This is a genomic window from Pseudomonas sp. ICMP 561 (genome assembly GCF_002699985.1).
GTDB lineage: Bacteria > Pseudomonadota > Gammaproteobacteria > Pseudomonadales > Pseudomonadaceae > Aquipseudomonas > Aquipseudomonas quasicaspiana.
This window is the reverse complement of sequence record NZ_LKBT01000056.1, coordinates 46,435-66,383: the sequence shown is the minus strand read 5'-3', so window position 1 is coordinate 66,383 and position 19,949 is coordinate 46,435. Positions and strand designations below refer to the sequence as shown.

The 19,949-nt window shown below is 57.8% G+C and carries 19 protein-coding genes; 7 read left to right on the top strand and 12 right to left on the bottom strand.

The features are described 5' to 3' along the window. Positions 1-1,151: 1,151 nt before the first annotated feature. Positions 1,152-4,064, bottom strand: coding sequence for a ribonucleoside-diphosphate reductase subunit alpha (locus AO242_RS24085; protein ID WP_099270646.1), 2,913 nt, complete (start codon positions 4,062-4,064; stop codon positions 1,152-1,154). 814 nt (positions 4,065-4,878) lie between these two features. On the opposite strand from AO242_RS24085, the gene fhuF reads away from it, so the two are divergent. After that, positions 4,879-5,559, top strand: a complete 681-nt coding sequence (gene fhuF / locus AO242_RS24080) for a siderophore-iron reductase FhuF (RefSeq protein WP_099270645.1) — start codon at positions 4,879-4,881, stop codon at positions 5,557-5,559. A gap of 193 nt (positions 5,560-5,752) precedes the next feature. Here fhuF and AO242_RS24075 read toward each other — a convergent pair whose 3' ends face one another. Both AO242_RS24075 and AO242_RS24070 read right to left on the bottom strand, forming a co-directional pair. Next, entirely contained in the window at positions 5,753-6,478 is a 726-nt protein-coding gene (locus AO242_RS24075; protein WP_218927855.1) for a 4'-phosphopantetheinyl transferase family protein, read from the bottom strand. 193 nt (positions 6,479-6,671) lie between these two features. After that, entirely contained in the window at positions 6,672-7,466 is a 795-nt protein-coding gene (locus AO242_RS24070; RefSeq protein ID WP_027901319.1) for a dienelactone hydrolase family protein, read from the bottom strand. Between the two features lie 186 nt (positions 7,467-7,652). On the opposite strand from AO242_RS24070, the gene AO242_RS24065 reads away from it, so the two are divergent. The 4 genes from AO242_RS24065 to AO242_RS24045 all read left to right on the top strand — a co-directional run bounded on the left by AO242_RS24065 (position 7,653) and on the right by AO242_RS24045 (position 12,043). Further along, positions 7,653-8,036: a hypothetical protein gene (locus AO242_RS24065; protein WP_099270643.1), complete on the top strand. Its 384-nt coding sequence runs from the start codon at positions 7,653-7,655 to the stop codon at positions 8,034-8,036. Between the two features lie 183 nt (positions 8,037-8,219). Then, entirely contained in the window at positions 8,220-8,897 is a 678-nt protein-coding gene (locus AO242_RS24060) for a response regulator transcription factor (RefSeq protein ID WP_095094996.1), read from the top strand. Further along, on the top strand, positions 8,894-10,240 hold the full coding sequence (locus tag AO242_RS24055; protein WP_099270642.1) for an ATP-binding protein: 1,347 nt from the start codon (positions 8,894-8,896) through the stop codon (positions 10,238-10,240). The genes AO242_RS24060 and AO242_RS24055 overlap by 4 nt, the downstream gene beginning before the upstream one ends. Before the next feature lie 444 nt (positions 10,241-10,684). Next, positions 10,685-12,043, top strand: a complete 1,359-nt coding sequence (locus AO242_RS24045; protein ID WP_099270855.1) for a dicarboxylate/amino acid:cation symporter — start codon at positions 10,685-10,687, stop codon at positions 12,041-12,043. A gap of 356 nt (positions 12,044-12,399) precedes the next feature. Here AO242_RS24045 and AO242_RS24040 read toward each other — a convergent pair whose 3' ends face one another. Then, positions 12,400-12,894 carry a SprT family zinc-dependent metalloprotease gene (locus AO242_RS24040; RefSeq protein WP_027901851.1) on the bottom strand — a complete coding sequence of 165 codons (495 nt, stop codon included), beginning with the start codon at positions 12,892-12,894 and terminating at the stop codon, positions 12,400-12,402. 184 nt (positions 12,895-13,078) lie between these two features. Then, the gene (locus AO242_RS24035) at positions 13,079-13,681 is read right to left on the bottom strand and encodes a Yip1 family protein (RefSeq protein WP_099270641.1); all 603 of its coding nucleotides are present in this window, start codon (positions 13,679-13,681) and stop codon (positions 13,079-13,081) included. Positions 13,682-13,960: 279 nt separating this feature from the next. Between AO242_RS24035 and ttcA the strand changes: the two genes are divergently transcribed. Further along, positions 13,961-14,785 (top strand): tRNA 2-thiocytidine(32) synthetase TtcA, encoded by an 825-nt coding sequence (gene ttcA, locus AO242_RS24030; protein WP_099270640.1) that lies wholly within the window; start codon positions 13,961-13,963, stop codon positions 14,783-14,785. A gap of 121 nt (positions 14,786-14,906) precedes the next feature. Here the strand turns inward: ttcA and AO242_RS24025 are convergent, their stop codons facing one another. The 4 genes from AO242_RS24025 to arsC are packed head-to-tail and all read right to left on the bottom strand — an operon-like array spanning position 14,907 to position 16,972. Beyond that, complete coding sequence (locus tag AO242_RS24025) at positions 14,907-15,578, bottom strand: DNA-3-methyladenine glycosylase I (protein ID WP_027901854.1); 672 nt, start codon at positions 15,576-15,578, stop codon at positions 14,907-14,909. A gap of 29 nt (positions 15,579-15,607) precedes the next feature. Beyond that, positions 15,608-16,024 (bottom strand): DUF2069 domain-containing protein, encoded by a 417-nt coding sequence (locus AO242_RS24020; RefSeq protein WP_099270639.1) that lies wholly within the window; start codon positions 16,022-16,024, stop codon positions 15,608-15,610. Beyond that, complete coding sequence (gene wrbA, locus AO242_RS24015) at positions 16,017-16,622, bottom strand: NAD(P)H:quinone oxidoreductase (protein WP_027901856.1); 606 nt, start codon at positions 16,620-16,622, stop codon at positions 16,017-16,019. Before wrbA ends, AO242_RS24020 begins: the two co-directional genes overlap by 8 nt. After that, positions 16,619-16,972, bottom strand: a complete 354-nt coding sequence (arsC, locus tag AO242_RS24010; RefSeq protein WP_099270638.1) for an arsenate reductase (glutaredoxin) — start codon at positions 16,970-16,972, stop codon at positions 16,619-16,621. Before arsC ends, wrbA begins: the two co-directional genes overlap by 4 nt. A 116-nt stretch (positions 16,973-17,088) precedes the next feature. On the opposite strand from arsC, the gene AO242_RS24005 reads away from it, so the two are divergent. Beyond that, on the top strand, positions 17,089-17,556 hold the full coding sequence (locus AO242_RS24005; RefSeq protein ID WP_099270637.1) for a TlpA family protein disulfide reductase: 468 nt from the start codon (positions 17,089-17,091) through the stop codon (positions 17,554-17,556). Between the two features lie 293 nt (positions 17,557-17,849). Here AO242_RS24005 and AO242_RS24000 read toward each other — a convergent pair whose 3' ends face one another. From AO242_RS24000 to AO242_RS23990, 3 genes are read right to left on the bottom strand one after another with little or no spacing between them, the layout of a single operon-like run. After that, complete coding sequence (locus AO242_RS24000; protein WP_099270636.1) at positions 17,850-18,254, bottom strand: META domain-containing protein; 405 nt, start codon at positions 18,252-18,254, stop codon at positions 17,850-17,852. Further along, positions 18,251-18,688, bottom strand: coding sequence for a hypothetical protein (locus AO242_RS23995; protein WP_027899236.1), 438 nt, complete (start codon positions 18,686-18,688; stop codon positions 18,251-18,253). Before AO242_RS23995 ends, AO242_RS24000 begins: the two co-directional genes overlap by 4 nt. Before the next feature lie 55 nt (positions 18,689-18,743). Next, on the bottom strand, positions 18,744-19,733 hold the full coding sequence (locus tag AO242_RS23990) for a 2-hydroxyacid dehydrogenase (protein ID WP_099270635.1): 990 nt from the start codon (positions 19,731-19,733) through the stop codon (positions 18,744-18,746). Positions 19,734-19,949: the final 216 nt, after the last annotated feature.

Sequence of the window (19,949 nt, the reverse complement as noted above, 5' to 3'; positions counted from 1 at the left end):
CTGTTTTTGGTAGGAGCGAATTCATTCGCGAAGGTATTTTCCATGCAAAAAGTCTGCGTCTGACACACCGCTTTCGCGAATGAATTCGCTCCTACCGGGAGGTGTGTTCACAGCGTTAACACCTGACTGCACTGTTTTTCGGTAGGGGCGAATTCATTCGCTAAGGCATTTTCCCTGCAAAAAATCTGCGTCTGACGTACCGCTTTCGCGAATGAATTCGCTCCCACCGGGATGTGTGTTCACAGCGTTAACACCTGCCTGCACTGTTTCTGGTGGGAGCGAATTAATTCGCGAAGGTATTTTCCCTGCAAAAAATCTGCGTCTGACGCACCGCTTTCGCGAATGAATTCGCTCCTACCGGGAGGTGTGTTCACAGCGTTAACACCTGACTGCACTGTTTTTCGGTAGGAGCGAATTCATTCGCGAAGGCATTTCTCCTGCAAAAAATCTGCGTCTGACCCACCGCTTTCGCGAATGAATTCGCTCCTACCGGGATGGGTTCACAGCGTTAACACCTGCCTGCACTGTTTTTCGGTAGGGGCGAATTCATTCGCGAAAGCATTTTTCCTGCAAAAAGTCTGCGTTTGACACACCGCTTTCGCGAATGAATGCGCTCCCACCGGGATGGGTGTTCACAGCGTTAACACCTGACTGCACTGTTTCTGGTAGGAGCGAATTCATTCGCGAAAGCATTTCTTCTGCGAAAAATCTGCGTCTGACCCACCGCTTTCGCGAATGAATTCGCTCCCACCAGGATGGGTGTTCACAGCGTTAACACCTGCCTGCACCGTTTTTGGTAGGAGCGAATTCATTCGCGAAGGTATTTTCCCTGCAAAAAATCTGCGTCTGACACACCGCTTTCGCGAATGAGTGCGCTCCCACCGGGATGGGATTAATTGGGAAGGATGTGCGGTGTCAGGTTGTTTTGTTGCGATGGGTTTTGGCGCAGTAGGCTTTGTTTGCAGCGAGGGAGAGGGGGGGACGCGGGCGACCTGTGCAGGTAGCGGTTTTGCGGGGTGAAGCCGGGAGGGTTTGAGGCTCCCGGTTTGTATTTCGGTAGTTACAGCAGGGTGACCTTATCGCGGGCAAGCCTCGCTCCCACAAGGAATATCATTCCAGAGGAAGAGCCGAGGCCAGCTTTCAAGATTGCCTTATTGGCAAGCTTCGCAATCCGGCTCGTCGATCGCACAGGCCTTAGGCACTGGTGCTGGACCGGCCGGTGCAGCTTCGGTTGGACGTGGGGCGGTGATCGCCGAGTCGTCCGGGCCGTGGCCGCCGCTCGATACTGCGTTGAGCTTGCCGGTGTTGACGGTGGATTTCTCGGTGCTGGTCGCAGCCAGGGCACGGAGGTAGTAAGTGGTTTTCAGACCACGGTACCAGGCCATGCGGTAGGTCACGTCCAGCTTCTTGCCCGATGCGCCAGCGATGTACAGGTTCAGGGACTGAGCCTGGTCGATCCACTTCTGGCGACGGCTTGCTGCATCAACAATCCACTTGGTGTCGACTTCGAACGCGGTGGCGTACAGGTCTTTGAGTTCCTGTGGGATGCGCTCGATCTGTTGTACCGAACCGTCGTAGTACTTCAGGTCGTTGATCATGACCGAGTCCCACAGGTCGCGGGCTTTGAGGTCGCGGACCAGGTACGGGTTGATCACGGTGAATTCGCCCGAGAGGTTCGATTTCACGTACAGGTTCTGGTAAGTCGGTTCGATCGACTGCGATACGCCAGTGATGTTGGCGATGGTCGCGGTCGGTGCGATGGCCATGATGTTGGAGTTACGAATACCTTTCTGTACACGGGCACGTACTGGCGCCCAGTCCAGGGTTTCGTTCAGGTCAACGTCGATGTACTTCTGGCCACGCTGCTCGATCAGGATCTGTTGCGAATCCAGCGGCAGTACGCCTTTGGACCACAGGGAACCCTGGAACGTCTCGTAGGCACCGCGCTCGTCGGCCAGGTCGCAAGAGGCCTGGATCGCGTAGTAGCTGACAGCTTCCATCGAACGGTCGGCGAACTCGACAGCCGCATCGGAACCGTAAGGAATGTGCTGCAGGTACAGCGCGTCCTGGAAGCCCATGATGCCCAGACCCACTGGACGATGACGGAAGTTGGAGTTCTTCGCTTGCGGCACCGAGTAGTAGTTGATGTCGATAACGTTATCGAGCATGCGAACGGCGACGTCGATGGTGCGCTTGAGCTTGTCGGTGTCCAGCTTGCCGCCCACGATGTGGTTCGGCAGGTTGATCGAGCCCAGGTTGCAGACTGCGATCTCGTCCTTGTTGGTGTTCAGGGTGATCTCGGTGCACAGGTTCGAGCTGTGAACCACGCCCACGTGCTGCTGCGGGCTACGCAGGTTGCACGGGTCCTTGAAGGTCAGCCATGGGTGGCCGGTTTCGAACAGCATCGAGAGCATCTTGCGCCACAGGTCTTTGGCCTGGATGGTCTTGAACAGCTTGATCTTGCCTGGGTATTCGCTCAGGGCTTCGTAGTACTCGTAACGCTCTTCGAAGGCTTTACCGGTCAGGTCGTGCAGGTCCGGTACTTCGGAAGGCGAGAACAGGGTCCATTTGCCGTCATCGAAGACACGCTTCATGAACAGGTCAGGGATCCAGTTGGCAGTGTTCATGTCGTGGGTACGACGACGGTCATCACCGGTGTTCTTGCGCAGTTCGATGAACTCTTCGATGTCCATGTGCCAGGTTTCCAGGTAAGCACAGACAGCGCCTTTGCGCTTGCCACCCTGGTTAACGGCTACGGCGGTGTCGTTCACGACTTTCAGGAACGGTACAACGCCCTGGGATTTGCCGTTGGTGCCTTTGATGTACGAGCCCAGCGCACGAACCGGAGTCCAGTCGTTGCCCAGACCGCCTGCGAATTTGGACAGCATGGCGTTGTCGTGGATGGCGTGGTAAATGCCCGACAGGTCATCCGGAACGGTGGTCAGGTAGCAGCTGGACAGCTGCGGACGCAAGGTACCGGCGTTGAACAGCGTAGGAGTCGACGCCATGTAGTCGAAGGACGACAACAGGTTGTAGAACTCGATGGCGCGGTCTTCTTTGGCTTTCTCTTCGATTGCCAGACCCATGGCCACACGCATGAAGAAGATCTGCGGCAGTTCGAAACGGATACCATCCTTGTGGATGAAGTAACGGTCGTACAGAGTTTGCAGGCCCAGGTAGGTGAACTGCTGATCGCGCTCGTGGTTGATCGCCTTGCCGAGTTTTTCCAGGTCAAAGGTGGCCAGGATCGGGTTCAGCAATTCGAACTGAATGCCTTTGGCGATGTACGAAGGCAGGGCCTTGGCATACAGGTCGGCCATTTCGTGGTGAGTAGCGCTTTCGGCCACTTCCAGGAAATTCAGGCCTTCAGCGCGCAGGGTGTCCATCAGCAGGCGGGCGGTCACGAACGAGTAGTTCGGCTCGCGCTCAACCAGGGTACGGGCGGTCATCACCAGAGCGGTGTTGACGTCTTTCATCGCCACGCCGTCGTACAGGTTTTTCAGGGTTTCGTTCTGGATCAGGTTGGCGTCGACTTCAGCCAGGCCTTCACACGCTTCAGTGACGATGGTGTTCAGACGACCCATGTCCAGCGGCGCAATGCTGCCGTCGGCGCGGGTAATGCGGATCGAAGGGTGGGCGTCGACCGGTGCGTCGGTGCCACGAACGGCACGCTCCTTGGAGCGCTCGTTACGGTAGATGACGTAGTCGCGAGCGACTTTCTGCTCGCCGGCACGCATGAGGGCCAGTTCAACCTGGTCCTGGATTTCTTCGATGTGGATGGTGCCGCCCGAAGGCATGCGACGCTTGAAGGTCGCGGTGACTTGTTCAGTCAGACGGGCCACGGTGTCGTGGATGCGCGAAGACGCAGCGGCAGTGCCGCCCTCAACTGCAAGAAACGCTTTGGTGATAGCGACGGTAATTTTGTCATCGGTGTAGGCGACGACAGTGCCGTTACGCTTGATCACGCGCAGCTGGCCGGGAGCGGTCGCGGACAGATCCTGTTGGGACTGGCTTGTCTGCGGCGCCGGGTTCGGCGAGTTCTCGCGAGTTGTGTCTGTTTGCATGGGTGTCTCCACATTCTCTATGTTTGTTTGGGTGCTAATCAGCACCCACCGATCCGGTTTGTAGGCATTCAGTCGACAAAAGCGCCGGCTGTAACGACCTCAAAACGGATGGGGATGGCGGGTTTCACCGTCCCTGGCTTTGAAGTCAAAAAGGCAGCGAGATCGTTGCTCGCTGCCTCGGGAAATCTGTTGGATGGTGCCTGTTAAATATTGCAACAAATGCTTGAATTTGCTGCAGTCAAAGAGGGTATGCACGCTCGGGTGTCTGGGGCGCAGCTTGGGCTAATGAATTAGCCTTTGGTTCAACCCTCGACACGGAAGAAAAATGCTTGAAATCCCTGTTCGACTTGTGTTGGGTTTTTTACGTAAAACCCTACATGTAGGGTTGTTCGTGAAGCCGGGCTACAAGATAAAGCGTTTTGGACACCAATTGCAACGCACTACCTGTGGATAAAGCTGTGTGTAATTGGTGTATGAAAGCTCCGTATCGCGTGTAGGCCGCATAACTACTGGACCGGCGCCCCTATGACGCTTATTAAGGTTTTTTTACGACGGTGAGCTGATTTTTGAGGGCGCGAACCCTATCACAGAAAATGCCTTTGGCAAGCGCGTTTTGGCATGTGGTGTGCTTGAGGAAATGATGGATAGAATTGTTCGAGTTGTGGTTTTGAGGACTGTCCTTCCCTCAATGCAGATGTTGTTCCTGTAGGCGCTGCCGAAGGCTGCGAAGGCGGTGTATCAGGCACATCGGTTTCGCAGCCTTCGGCAGCTCCTACGTAAGTTGAGAACTCCCTTTTCCCAATCAGGAAGCCTGATGAGTCACCCATTATTCAGTGGCGCACTTGAGTGCTTCGGGCAGAGCCTGCTGGCTGAAGACGATCCGCGGGCGGTGAGGCCGTTGCCGGAGCTTTTGCAGGCTGAGGCGCTGGACGCGCTGTTGCTGAATATCTATGGCGCTGAGTTGCTGGCCAGTCATCGACAGGTGTTGGTGTCGCAGTGGTCCAAGTATTACTTCATGCAAGTGATCCCACCAGTTGTGGTGGCGGGGTTGGTGCAGGGCTGGTGCTGGCCGTTGCAGCTGGATCAGATCGCTGTGGCGCTGGACAAGCGCGGTGTTCCGGTTGCGTTGAAATTCCTCGGCGTTGGCGCGAGTCAGCCTGTGAGTTTTTCAGGGCTGATGGATGACAATCTGCATCCTTTCATTGATGCGCTCAGTCGGCTGGGCGATGTATCGGCGGCGGTTCTGTGGGGCAATGCCGGGGATTACCTTGAGCGCTGCCTCGTGCAACTGGGCACGTTGACCGACACCTCGCTGGACGCGGGTTATGCGCTATTGCGCAATAAGACCTTGAGCGACGGACGACGCAATCCTTTGTTCAATGCCATCCACTATGTGGGCGAACCGCCACGTCGGCAGCGGCGCATTTGTTGTTTGAGCCATCAGGTGGCGTGGGTGGGGCGGTGTGAGCATTGTCCGTTGGAGGATGTGCGCTGAGGTTTTGTGGGCGATTCTATATTGGCCCGCATGCTTGCTCTGCCCTCCGTAGGACCGGCTTTAGCCGGGAGGAATGATTTCTGGCGAAGGAGATTTGGTGTCTGTCCCGATGTCCTCCCGGCTAAAGCCAGTCCTACAGAGATCGCGTCGGCCATGCGGGCTGGGGGGGGCTCCAAAAAACGTTATGGCTGAATCACGCAGGCACTGCCACCAGGCTCAACACATGCTCGCCCTGCACGCTGAATTGCCCTTCCAGTTCCTTGCCGTTGTGCCATTCGCCGGACAGGTCGGTCAGCAGGCGCAGGCGAGCTTTACCGTCCGCGGACCAGTGCAGCAGTTGCGCGTCTTCAAAATAGAAGCGTTTCTGCACGATGGGGTACAGGGCCTTGAACAGCGCTTCTTTTATAGAGAAGGTCAGCGTCACGTGCAGAGCAATCTGCTCCGCAGGCCCAGCAGCCATTTGCTGCATTTCCCACGGCGTGAGGATTTCTCCGGCCAGACGGCTGGCGCGCTCGTGACTAAGCAGGTTTTCAGTGTCCAGCCCCAATCCACGCCAATGCTGTTTGTTCGCGACGATGGCCGCGGCCCAGCCGGTACTGTGGGTGATTGAACCGCAAATGTCGGCTGGCCAGATCGGCGCGCGGTCTTCGCCGATGTCCGGCACCCAGTCGCGACCGTCCAGATGCTGCAGCGCTGTTCTTGCGCACAAGCGGCCTGCAAGAAATTCGGTTTGCCGTTTGGCGACAGAGCGCTGAATGCTGGCCGGAGGCGTGATGACGCTACGCTGGAAGTCGCCCTCCGCGAGTTGTTTGGGATCGAAGTGACCGCTGACCAACGCCACATTCGCCAAGGCATGGGGCAAGGGCCAATGGTGATGGAGGGCGGGGCAACAGGCGGGGAGGTGAGGATTTTGAGTCATGGGCGGCATTTTGCCGGGGGAATGCGGTACTGGGAAGCGGCTCGCTAAAGGCGTGCGCTATAGCCCGGCCCACATAGATCCTGTAGGAGTGAGCTTGCTCGCGATGAGGCCGGTACACCTGATACATGTCCAGCGCCGGGAATATAGCTATCGCGAGCAAGCTCACTCCTACAGGAGAGCGTCCTGGGCGGGTTTACGCGCCAAACACTTTCTTCAAAAACGCCTGCATATCTTTCCACGAACTTTCGTCAGCGGCTTTGTTGTAGCCGATGTCCGGGCCGCCGTGTTCGCCGTGGCTGAGGCGGTCGGCGTCAGGGTTGGTGAAGCCGTGTTTGGCGTCGGCGAGGCTGACGAATTTATAGTCGGCACCTGCGTCGTCCATTTCCTTCTTGAAGGCGGCAACGTTTTCCGGGGTGACCATGCTGTCTTTAGCGCCGTGCTCCACCAGCATCGGGACTTTCACGCCACCGGCCTTGGCGGGGGTGTTGGTGACCAATGCACCGTGGAAGCTGACCACGCCAGCCAGCGGTTCGCCGCGACGGGCCGCATCCAGAACGATCTTGCCGCCGAAGCAGTAGCCGATAGCGGCGATTTTCTTCGGATCGGTCTGCGGTTGTTTCTTCAGTTGCTCAAGACCTGCATCGAAGCGCTTGTTGGCCGCGTCGCTGTCTTTCAACGCCGCCTGCATGAAGCCCATGGCGTCTTTCGGGTGTTCGGTGTTCTTGCCTTCACCGTACATATCGATAGCCATGGCGCTGTAGCCGAGCGCTGCAAGGTCACGGGCGCGACGCTTGGCGTAATCGTTCAGGCCCCACCATTCATGAACCACGATGATGCCGGGACGCTGGCCTTTGATGGCGTCGTCATAAGCGTAATAACCCACCAGCGGGGTGCCGTCGGCGCTTTTATAGTTGATCTGTTCGGTCTTGATGGCCGCCTGAGTCACACCGGCCAGCCCCATCATCAGCAACGCAATCCATAAACGCATGATCGACACCTTCTATATAGCGGTTGGGAATGGGTAGGAAGATTAACGCATTGTGACGGGTGTTTTTTAATGTGTGCGGTAGATAGTTGTTCAGCGCAGGTTCAGTGGGTGTTCAGGGCTGGTTCAGGGCGCGCAGACTAGTCTGGTGCCGTACCTGAACAGCGCCCGGCGCAAGAGGACTACACCATGACGACACTCAACAAGTTTTTCCTGGCTTTGGCTTTTCTGGGCGGCAGTGCTGCGGCGCAAGCGGCGGACAGCGGCAATGAAGTTTCCCGAGCACCGCTGAACAAAAGTGGCGAACGGGTCGACAGGTTTGGCGAAAGTGGCAGGTCGCTGGGTGAGGGTGTCTGGAGTCAGGGCTTGAGCGAGCAGATCGATGACCGGCCTCACGCCGACCGGCTATATTATTCGGCAACTTATGACGGCCTGTCGGGTAGGTACAACGGCGTGCCGGTCGCACAGAAAACGCTGTCTGGGCACTATGATCTGCGCCAGACTAAGGCGGTGGGCTTCAGTGCTGAAGAGGGTGTTTCGCAAAGCTGGAAGCCGGTGCAGCACGTGCTTTGATAATTGCCCATCACAGTCCGTAGGACCGGCTTTAGCCGGGAGGATGGCATTCCTGATGATACAAATGCGGCGAATGTACTGGCTTCCTCGCGGCTGAAGCCGCTCCTACGGGTTTATCGTCTTTGAAATGCCTAATTGCAGTTTGTTGATTTTAGAACGTGAAACATCACCCGGGAGAGCTGCATGAAGTTGCTGGTGGTTGAGGACGAGGCGCTGTTGCGTCATCACTTGCAAACCCGATTGACCGAGGCTGGCCATATCGTTGAGTCGGTCGCCAACGCCGAAGAGGCGCTCTACCAGGTGGGCCAGTTCAACCATGACCTGGCGGTAATCGACCTCGGGCTGCCGGGCATGAGCGGTCTGGAGCTGATTCGTCAGTTGCGCACCCTCGGCAAGGCGTTTCCGATCCTGATTTTGACGGCCCGTGGCAATTGGCAGGACAAGGTCGAAGGCTTGGCTGCCGGGGCTGATGATTACGTGGTCAAGCCCTTTCAGTTCGAAGAGCTGGAAGCGCGCCTCAATGCCTTGCTGCGCCGGGCCAGCGGTTTTACCCACTCGACGATTATTGCCGGGCCATTATCGCTGGACCTGAACCGCAAACAGGCCACGCTGGAAGAGCAACCGCTGCCGCTGACCGCCTACGAATACCGGATTCTCGAATACCTCATGCGCCATCATCAGCAGGTGGTGGCCAAAGAGCGCCTGATGGAGCAACTCTACCCCGATGACGAAGAGCGCGATCCGAATGTGATCGAGGTTCTGGTCGGTCGTCTGCGACGCAAAATCGAAGGTGCGGTGGCCTTCAAACCCATTGAAACCGTGCGCGGGCTGGGATACCTGTTCAACGAGCGCTGCACATGATTCGTTCGCTGCACCTGCGCCTGATGATTGGCGCAGCGACCCTGGCAGTGATTTTCATGCTACTCATGTTGCCCGCCTTGCAGGGCGCATTCAGCCTCGCGCTGCGCGGCTCCATCGAGCAGCGGCTGGCGTCCGATGTGACCACCTTGATTTCCGCCGCCAGAGTCGAGAATGGCCGTCTGTTGATGCCATCCGTGCTGCCCGGTGAGCAATTCAATCTTCCCGGCTCGCGCTTGCTGGGCTACATCTATAACCGTCAGGGTGATCTGGTCTGGCGCTCGCTGGCTACTGAAGACGAGTACATCGACTACCAGCCGCGTTACGACGGCAAGGGCAGTGAGTTCACCACGATCAAAGAGTCCAACGGCGAAGAGTTTTTCGTCTATGACGTTGAAATCAGATTGCTCGGCGGCCGTAATGCGGCCTTCAGTATCGTGGCGCTGCAACCGGTGCGCGGTTATCAGGAAACCGTCACTCAGCTGCGGCAAAAGCTTTATCTCGGGTTTGGCGCTGCGTTGCTGGTATTGCTCGCGCTGCTGTGGCTGGGTCTGACCTGGGGGCTGCGTGCCTTGCGCGGTTTGAGTCAGGAGCTGGATCAGGTGGAGTCGGGCCAGCGCGAGAGCCTGAGTGAAAATCATCCGAGCGAACTGTTGCGTCTAACCGGGTCGTTGAACCGGTTGCTGAGCAGTGAGCGCGAGCAGCGGATTCGTTACCGCGACTCCCTCGACGACTTGGCTCACAGCCTCAAAACCCCGCTGGCGGTGTTGCAGGGCGTCAGTGAAAACATCGCCAAGCGACCTGAAGATGTCGAGCAGGCGCGCATTCTGCAATCCCAGATCGAGCGCATGAGTCAGCAGATCGGCTATCAACTGCAGCGGGCCAGCCTGCGCAAGAGCGGGCTGGTGCGTCATCACGTCAGGCTCCGGCCGGTGGTGGAAAGCCTGTGCAATACGCTGGAGAAGGTCTACCGCGATAAACAGGTGAAAGTGACGCTGGACCTGCCCGACGAATGCGTGGTGCCGATGGAAGAGGGCGCCTTGCTGGAAATGCTCGGCAACCTGCTGGAGAACGCGTATCGGCTGTGTTTGGGGCAGGTTCGCGTCAGCTTGCGGACGTCCGAAGCCGGGGAAGAGTTATGCGTTGAAGACGACGGCCCCGGCGTGCCGGAACACCAGCGCGAACGTATTTTGCAGCGTGGCGAACGTCTGGACCGCCAGAACCCGGGTCAGGGCATCGGGCTGGCGGTGGTTAAAGACATCATCGAAAGCTACAACGCGCGGTTGACCCTGGGTGATTCGCCGCTGGGCGGGGCCGCGTTCAGGATTCATTTCTTCGCTGGTTAGGCCGCTGCTGCGCGCGGGGCTGTTGGAGCGAGGCTTGCCCGCGAAAAACGATAACACGGTCTTCCTGACTTACCTCACCGACTGATTCGCGGGCAAGCCTCGCTCCAACAAACCTCCGCGCATTCCGATTATTAGTCTATAAGTCATGGGGTGGCTATCTGCTGGCGGATCGGCGGATACCCGCCACTCTTCCTGAATTTCTCCCGCTAATCGGCGGAAATCCGCCACTCTGAGCGGATCGTCAAACCCCAACTAGACTCCAACACACCGGTTTACATGCTGTTCAGCGTGTTTCGTGAAAGTGGCACGAGCCTTGCGATACAGGGGAGAGGTCTGCCCCGTGCAGCTCGACAAAACAAATCCCTCCAGTTGCAGGAGGGTTAGCTCGTTAGGCGTCGCGCGCATCACATGAATGGTGCCGACAACGCCCTTGAGGATGATTTCATGACGACTCGTCAGCCGATTTACAAATCCCTGTATTTCCAGGTCATCGTAGCAATCGTGATCGGTATTCTTATCGGCCACTTCTATCCTGACACCGGCAAGGCTCTCAAGCCGCTGGGCGACGGGTTCATCAAACTGATCAAAATGGTCATTGCCCCGATCATCTTCTGTACTGTGGTTAGCGGTATCGCTGGCATGCAGAACATGAAGTCGGTGGGCAAGACTGGCGGCTACGCGCTGCTGTACTTCGAAATCGTATCGACCATCGCCCTGCTGATCGGTCTGGTTGTGGTCAACGTTGTTCAGCCGGGTGCCGGCATGAACATCGACGTGAGCACGCTGGATGCTTCCAAAATCGCTGCCTACGTCAGTGCGGGCGCTGACCAGAGCATCGTTGGCTTCCTGCTTAACGTGATCCCGAACACCATCGTCGGTGCCTTCGCTAACGGCGATATCCTGCAAGTCCTGATGTTCTCGGTGATCTTCGGCTTCGCGCTGCATCGCCTGGGTGCTTACGGCAAGCCGGTTCTGGACTTCATCGATCGCTTCGCTCACGTGATGTTTAACATCATCAACATGATCATGAAGCTGGCGCCTCTGGGTGCCTTCGGTGCCATGGCGTTCACCATCGGTGCTTACGGTGTGAGCTCGCTGGTGCAACTGGGCCAGTTGATGATCTGCTTCTACATCACGTGCGCACTGTTCGTACTGATCGTGCTGGGTGGCATCTGCCGCGCTCACGGCTTCAGCGTGCTGAAGCTGATCCGCTACATCCGTGAAGAGCTGTTGATCGTACTGGGTACTTCCTCCTCGGAATCGGCACTGCCTCGCATGCTGATCAAGATGGAACGTCTGGGCGCACAGAAGTCGGTAGTGGGTCTGGTTATCCCCACTGGCTACTCGTTCAACCTGGACGGTACGTCGATCTACCTGACCATGGCTGCAGTGTTCATCGCTCAGGCGACCAACACTCACATGGACATCACCCATCAGATCACCCTGCTGCTGGTTCTGCTGCTGTCGTCCAAAGGTGCTGCTGGCGTGACCGGTAGCGGCTTTATCGTACTGGCTGCAACCCTGTCGGCTGTTGGCCACTTGCCGGTTGCCGGTCTGGCGCTGATCCTGGGTATCGACCGCTTCATGTCCGAAGCCCGCGCCCTGACCAACCTGGTGGGTAACGCTGTTGCCACCGTCGTGGTTGCCAAGTGGGTCGGCGAGCTGGACACCGACAAGCTGCAAACCGAGCTGGCTTCCGGTGGTCGTGCTATCGACAACACCGCTCCAGTAGATGATCTGGGTGTTGCTGAACTGGCTGAAGAGCCACTGACCCGCCCGATCCCGACGCGCAAGCCTGTCTAACCACAGCCCGCGTTACTGAAAAACCCATCTTCGGATGGGTTTTTTTATGGGCTGGCGGCTAGCCGCCATTATCTTTAGCAAGCTGATTCGACGACGTGGGATATGTGGGAGATTCTATGTTTGCTTGCAATCCCGTAGGACCGGCTTTAGCCGGGAGAGCGGTATTTCTGACGAAGAGTATGTAGTGAATGTCCCGACGCCCTCCCGGCTAAAGCCGGTCCTACGGATTTGCATAAATTCGGTGGGAGCGAATTTATTCGCGAATGCTGTTTTTCAGACGATGGAGATGTATCGCTTTTACTTGCCTCTTCGCGAATGAATTCGCTCCCACCGTTCTATCTCGTTCAAGCTGGAACTTAAACCACCCGCGTTTCACCACTGAACACCAGTGTTTCGCGGCAGCTGCGGCACAAATAGCGGCGGCCTTTGCGGACCATTTGGTGACGTTGGGCCGAGAACGGGAATTCGCTTCCCGGGCACGGGCAGCGGTATATGTAGCGCGTCACGCTGCGGCGCTGGACGGCGTAGGTGTGGCAGCGGTTGGGCGGCAGTTCGTAGACGCCGCGCATGATCAGTTGCCATTCCTCGCCGTGGGGCTGGATGCGGTCACCGAACAATTGGTGGGCGATCAGGTGCGCGACTTCGTGGGCGACGGTCTGGCGTAAAAAGTCTTCGCTGTTTTCCCGGTACAGCTGTGGGTTGAAGCGCAGCATGTTGTCATGCAAATGCGCGACACCGGCTTTTTGGCCGCGCAGCTTGAGGCTGACTACCGGGCGTGTGAAAGGGCGTTTGAAAAAAGCTTCGGCTTGTTGGTAACAGACTTCGACACGGGTGTTGAGTGGCTCGAGCATGCTTCATGGGTCTCCAGAGACACCGAGTATGCCGTAAAAGGGCTGGATATCGAAAACCCAAGCTGCCGAATGGTCATGAGCATGCGCACATCCATGTAGGAGCTGCCGAAGGCTGCGAAGCGGAGTATCATGGAAAATCGATTCGCAGCCTTCGGCAGCTCCTACAGAAAGCGAAGGGGTGTGTTCAATTGGTGTATTCCGGCCCCACACCAATGCCCCATAGCACCACCGTAAATGCCATGATCGCCACCAGCACCACCAGGCCCACTGCCAGTATGGAGCTTGAGAACATGAAGCCTTCGTCCGCCGGGATTTTCATGAAGGTCGGCACGCCGACGTACAGCAGGTAAACCGTATAGCAGACAGCTGCCGTGCCGATCATCATGCCTAGCCACATGTGTGGGTAAAGCGCAGCCAGACCGCCGATGAACAGCGGTGTCGCCGTGTAAGTCGCGAAGGCGAGGCAGCGTGCCAGGCTAGGCGTCGCATCGTAGGTGCGGGCCATCCAGTGGATGAAGCCACCCATGATCGCGACACCGGCGAGCATGGCGATGTACGACATGATAGTCATCCATATCGCGCTTTGGTGGGTCAGCATGACCGGCGCTCGATCCCCAATCACCCAGCCCATCTGCGTAGTGCCGATGTACGCCGAAACCGCCGGAATCGCCGCCAGAATCAGCGTGTGCGTAAGGTATAGATGGCCGATGCTTTGTTCTTCCTCGCCACGGATGTCCCGCCATTCCTGATCAGGATGGGTAAACAACCCCCAGATGTGATGGATCATGTGGAGTACTCCTTCCTTCTGGTAAAGCAATATTCGCAGGAGCGGCTTTAGCCGCGAGAGTCCAGTATCGCCCTCCCGGCTCAAGCCGGTCCTACGTCCAGGCTCTGTATCAGTATAGGAAGCGTGACCTGTACAAAAAGCAGCCAGTTAGAGCAATTGGCGATCTACAGGACACTGTTAATGCCCTCAGGCAGTAAGCAGCAAGATTTAGCCCCACGCCGTATTTATGCGTAAAATGCCGGGCTTTTCTCCTTGTCATTGCAACCGGATACCAGCGCCATGGGCACCCTTTCAGTCAATCAGAACAAACTGCAGAAACGCCTGCGTCGCCTGGCCGGTGAAGCCGTGGCCGACTTCAACATGATTGAAGAGGGTGACAAGGTCATGGTCTGCCTGTCTGGCGGCAAAGACAGCTACACCATGCTTGATGTGCTGATGCATTTTCAGAAGGTCGCTCCGATCAAGTTCGATATCGTCGCCGTGAACATGGATCAGAAGCAGCCGGGTTTTCCCGAGCACGTGCTGCCTGCCTATCTGGAAACGCTGGGCATCGAGTATCACATCGTCGAGAAAGACACATACTCGGTGGTCAAGGAACTGATCCCGGAGGGCAAGACCACCTGTTCGCTGTGTTCACGCCTGCGTCGCGGCACGCTTTACACTTTTGCCGACGAGATTGGCGCAACGAAAATGGCGCTGGGGCATCATCGCGATGACATCGTCGAGACGTTTTTCCTGAATATGTTCTTCAATGGCTCGCTGAAAGCCATGCCGCCCAAGCTGCGCGCCGACGATGGTCGCAACGTGGTGATCCGGCCATTGGCGTACTGCCATGAGAAGGACATTCAGGCTTATTCCGACTTCAGGAATTTCCCGATCATCCCGTGCAACCTGTGTGGTTCTCAGGAAAACCTGCAGCGTCAGGTGGTCAAGGACATGCTTCAGGAGTGGGAGCGCAAGACGCCAGGCCGGACCGACAGTATTTTCCGCAGTCTGCAAAATGTCATTCCGTCCCAGCTGGCTGACCGCAATCTGTTCGACTTCACTAACCTGCGCATCGACGAAACCGCCGCATCGCGGTTTGTGAATGTGGTGAATGTCTAGGTTGAATCTGTAGGACCGGCTTTAGCCGGGAGGATGGCGGCCGTGACGATGGAAATGTTGTACATGTAAAGGCCTCCTCCCGGCTAAAGCCGGTCCTACGAGTTAAGCGAAGCTTCCCTTCTCAGTGATTCACCGTAAACGCCAGCATCGCTGACAGCTGGCACAACGGCCTGCCGCTTTCGCTTTGCCATTGGTTGAACACTTGCTGGACGATGGCCTGATCGCGTTTGCTGGTCGGGACTTTGTCGACGATCTTCTGGGCGTTGAGCGCGGCTACCACGTCCCAGGTCGGGATAAAGGTGTCTTTACCCACCATGCGCAGGAAGCGCGGCGCAGACAGTCCGCCCATCTGGTTGCCATGTTTGGCGAGGTACTGCCAGAGCCCGGTGATGTCATCCACCGGCCATTGGGCGATGAAGTTGCCGAAACTGCCGTGTTCCTTTTCGATGTCCAGTACCAGTTGCGCATTGCGCGGCACGCTTTTGAGTTTGCCCAAGTGGCGAATGATCCGCGCATCCTGCATCAGCCGCTCAAGATGGTCGGCGCCCATGAGCACGACTTTTTCCGGATCGAAGCGGTAGAACACTTCCTCGAAAGTCGGCCACTTGGCGTCCACCAGGCTGTGTTTCAAACCGGCGCGGAACACCCGCAGGGCCATGGTCGAAAGGTAGCGGTCGTCGCCGATGGCTTGCAGTTGTTTAGCGGTCTTGGGTGTCGGCAAATGTGCTTCGAGGGCTTTGGCCGAGCCGAAGCGGTTCAGGCAGTACTCATTCAGCCATTTGTAATCGTGCATTACTGCTCCAGAAAATGATGCGTACAGCCTCAGACTTGGCCTTCGCCCGCAAGTTTACGGTTTCGCTGAAAAGTCCATCTGATGTACAGCAGCGCGCTGACAAATACCCCGAGGCTGGCGAGCATCTCCAGGATGCCGAACAGCGAACGGTTGGGATCGAACGCTGCCAGCGCACCTTTGATGAAATACAGGTTGACCACGAAACACAGCCACGAATAAGCGCGGGGGCTACCACTGATAATCCCGGGTGCGAACAATAGCAGCGGCACCAGTTCGATCAGCAGAATCACCCAGGGCCTTGCGCCGTGCAGGTCGGCAATCCACAGGTAATAAATGCTCAGCAGCGCGATCAGCCCGAAAAAACTGGTCAGGCTGATCAGGCGGCTGATTTTTACTCGCGGTTCAAGCCAGTCCAGCGCAGGCAGGACTTTGGGCTTTTTAGCCACGGGCCGGGTCCAGCAGAAGGGCGGTTTTCGCCAGACGCTGACCGAGTGCTCGACACAGTTGGGTTTCATGCGGGTCCAGCGGACGCTTGCCGTCAGGCCCGGCGTGGTGACTGGCGCCATAGGGGGTGCCGCCGCCGCTGGTTTCCACCAGTGCAGATTCGCTGTAAGGCAGGCCGGTGATCAGCATGCCGTGGTGCAGCAACGGCAGTAGCATCGACATCAAGGTGGTTTCCTGGCCGCCGTGCAGGCTGGCGGTGGAGGTGAACACGCTGGCCGGTTTGCCCACCAGCGCGCCGGTCAGCCACAGGTTGCTGGTGCCGTCGAGGAAGTACTTGAGCGGTGCAGCCATGTTGCCGAACCGCGTCGGGCTGCCAAGGGCCAGGCCTGCGCAGTTTTTCAGATCATCCAGTGTCGCGAACAGCGCGCCACTTTCCGGGATGCTCGGCGCCACGGCTTCGCATTCGGTGGAAATGGCGGGCACGGTACGCAAGCGCGCTTCCATACCGCCCAGTTCGATACCGCGGGCGATCTGCCGGGCCATTTCACTGGTTGAGCCGTTGCGGCTGTAAAAGAGGACCAGGATGTACGGCGTGCTCATGGTAAAAGCTCCAGGACGTTTTCTGGTGGGCGGCCGATGACGGCCTTGTCACCGGCGACCAGAATCGGCCGCTCGATGAGTTTGGGGTGCGCGACCATGGCGTCGATCAAGGCGTCGTCGCTCAGGCTTTGGTCGGCCAGGTTGAGGGCCTTGTAATCGTCTTCGCCGGTGCGCAGCAGTTGACGGGCACTGATGCCCAGCTTGTTCAGAACGTCGCGCAATTGCCCGGCGTCGGGCGGGGTTTCCAGGTACAACACGATGGACGGGCTCAGGCCTCGGGCTTGCAGCAGTTCCAGCGCGCCGCGCGATTTGGAGCAGCGCGGGTTGTGATAAAGCGTCAGGTCGGTCATTTGCAGGTCGCATCCAGCATGAAGTGGCGGCTATCCTCCCCGCCATAGGACCTGGGCTAAACACCAAGCGGTGATCCGTCGCAGGTTTGAAGTATTTCATGACAGAGAGGAACAACATGGCGAGGCGATTGGCAGCGGTAGTGGCATTGGTCGGCAGTGTGTTGTTGGCGGGGTGTGGCGTGGATCTGGGGACTGACCAGAACGGCCAGAAAGTTGCCAGCGAGCGCATCGACAAGCATTGGCTGGTGATCAATTACTGGGCTGAATGGTGCGGCCCGTGCCGGGTTGAAATCCCGGAACTCAATCACCTGTCGGAAGAACTCAAGGACCAGAAGGTGACGGTGCTTGGCGTCAATTTCGACAACTTGCAGGGCGAAGAGCTGAAAACCGCCAGCAATGCACTGGGTATCAAGTTCACGGTATTGGCTCAGGACCCGGCTGCGCAATATGACTTGCCGCCGAGTGAAGCCTTGCCGGTGACGTACATCATCGACGACAAGGGCAAGATGCGTGCGCAGTTGCTGGGCGAACAGACCGCCGCCGGTGTGACGGCGAAGCTGAAGGCGCTACGCGGGGAGGGGTGAAATCTAATAGGCAGGAAAAACCTCTATCGGCTGCACCATCACCTCGCGAACAAGTTCGCTCCTACCGGGCGGTGCCGTGTCAGGTTGTTCCGGTAGGAGGCAACTTGTTGGCGAGAGGGCTGACGCGGTTCTTCAGATACACCGCCTCGCGAACAAGTTCGCTCCTACCGGGCATTGCCGTGTCAGGTTGTTGTGGTAGGAGGCAACTTGTTGGCGAGAGGGCTGACGCGGTTCTTCAGATACACCGCCTCGCGAACAAGTTCGCTCCTACCGGAAATGGTGCAACCCAGGGTTCAACCCTCTTCCCAGAACCTCAACGGTTTGCCTTGCGCAGGCCACAGGCGCAGCTGGTCAATGGGCGAGATGTCCCAGCGCTGAACTTTGCCAACCGCTTGCAGGAAGCGTTGCTCTTGCTCCATCAGGGCCGGGGCACACATTTTGCGGGTGCTGCCGACGGCACCAAACGTGATGGTCTCGTCCTGCAGGGTATACGACGCAAACCAGTGGTTGCAGCCGGCATTGCCGTAGGCGCGGCCATCGGCGCCCAGGGTCATGGTCAGGTGACTGTTGTCGATCAGCGGACGTTCGCCGATCCATTCCAGCACGTAGCTTTGGTCATGCTTGATCGGCAGCGGTTTAGCCGCGCAGCCGACCAGCAAGGCAGCACCGACGAGTGCTGACAGGGCAAACGGTTTCATGCAGCTTTCTCCTGACACTTCTTGCAGAAGTGCTTCTCACCTTCGGATTTCCAGCCCAGCTCGGCAATGCGTGCTGATGCGGCGGGTTTCTGTGCGGCAACGCCAGCCTTGGCGTCAACCATGAACTCGAAGTCCAGCACTACACCGCAACTGTCGCAATTGACCTTCCACTGGTGGATGGCCAGCTCGTCGAACACTGGACCTTTGGCGACTGCAATCCATTGGCCGGGCGGGTTGATCAAGTGGCGGACCTTCTCGACCTGCAGGCGCATGTGCAGGGTTTTGCTGCCTTTGATGGTCACCAGCAGTTCGTCACGGTCGTGAATCGAACCGCCGTTGCCAGTCACTTGATAGCGCCCCGGTGCCAGGGTGCGGCACTCGGTCAGGGTGTGTTGCGGGTTGAGCATGCTGTAGCGAAAATCGTGTTCGGCCATGAGGTCCTCCAAATTGCGCGCATCCTATCACGCAGTTGTGGGATTTCTCCTCCCGCTAGCTTGCCACGAGATTTTGCGGCTGACCGCTGGCCCAGGCATGAATGTTGTCCAGCGTGGTCTGCGCGATAGCACCCAGGGCTTCGTGGGTCAGAAAAGCCTGATGAGCGGTCACGATTACATTGGGAAAGGTCAGCAGGCGGGCAAGCACGTCATCTTGCAACGGGTGATCGGACCGATCCTCGAAAAACAGCAGCGCTTCTTCTTCGTAGACATCCAGCCCCAGATAACCCAACTGACCGCTTTTCAAGGCTTCGCTCAGGGCCGGGGTGTCGACCAGCGCGCCGCGTCCTGTGTTGATCAACATGGCACCGCGCTGCATGGTCGCCAGCGACCGGGCATTGATCAGGTGTCGGGTCGCTGGCGTGAGCGGGCAGTGCAGGCTGATGATCTGCGACTGTTGCAGCAATTCTTCGAGGATCAGGTAGCGGGCGCCCAAGGCTTCGACGTGTGGATTGGGGAAGGGGTCGTAGGCGAGCAACTCGCACCCGAAACCCGACATGATTTTGGCGAAGGTTGCGCCGATCTGCCCGGTGCCGACGATGCCGACGGTTTTGCCCACCAGATCGAAGCCGGTCAGGCCATGCAGGCTGAAATCGCCGTCACGGGTGCGGTTGTAGGCGCGATGCAGGCGACGGTTGAGGGCCAGAATCAGCGCGACGGCATGTTCGGCCACGGCATGCGGTGAATAGGCGGGTACCCGCACCACGCTGATCCCCAGTTTCTGCGCGGTTGGCAGGTCGACATGGTTGTAGCCGGCCGAACGCAGAGCAATCAGCCGAGTACCTCCGGCAGCCAGGCGCTCCAGCACGGTCGCGCTGAGGTCATCATTGATGAACGCGCACACGACTTCGTGGCCGTCCGCGAGTGCGGCCGTTTCCATTGTCAGGCGAGCCGGCTGGAAGTGCAGTTGCAGCGATTCAGGCAGACGCGCGGCAAGAAAGCTGTCGCGGTCGTAAGTCTGGCTGCTGAAGATCAGAGTGCGCATCTACGATTCCTTGTAGTGTTGGAGAGATACCGGATCTTGTAGGCGCTGCCGAAGGCCGAGAAAGCGGTGTGTCAGATATATTGCTTTGCAGCTTCGGCGGCTCCCATTGAACATAAAGTAACTAACTGAATTCAAATGCCTTTTCTGTAGGAGCGCGCTTGCCCGCGATTGCGCCAGCACAGACGATATATTCATCGACTGACAGACCGAATCGCG